We start from the raw sequence: 299 nt of genomic DNA, 5'->3' as shown, positions 1-299 counted from the left end.
CTCGACAGCTCGGCGATTGCCGGCTTTGTGGGGCAGGCCGAACATGGCGAAGGCATTGTCGGCTTTTTACTTCATGTGATCCCTACGACCTTCTTCAACGCCTTTGCGCAGGGCGAAATACTGCCGGTACTGTTCGTTTCGATCCTCTTCGGTGTGGCGTTGGTCATTGTTGGCGAGAAAGCGCGTCCGCTGGTGAACGTGATTCACCAGGCCAGTGAGGTGTTCTTTCGTATTGTCGGCATGATCAGTCGCGTTGCGCCCATTGGTGCCTTCGGCGCTATTGCGTTCACCATCGGCAA

The 299-nt window shown here is 56.2% G+C and carries 1 protein-coding gene; it reads left to right on the top strand.

Going from position 1 to position 299, the window contains the following annotated elements; translation table 11 throughout:
- On the top strand, positions 1–299 hold a 299-nt coding region (locus AC0L20_RS40660), incomplete at both ends, for a cation:dicarboxylate symporter family transporter (protein ID WP_473295771.1).

This window comes from Bradyrhizobium sp. Kon58 (assembly GCF_055807455.1).
The sequence above is the reverse complement of the archived record's forward strand: the minus strand, read 5'-3'. Positions and strand labels throughout refer to the sequence as shown.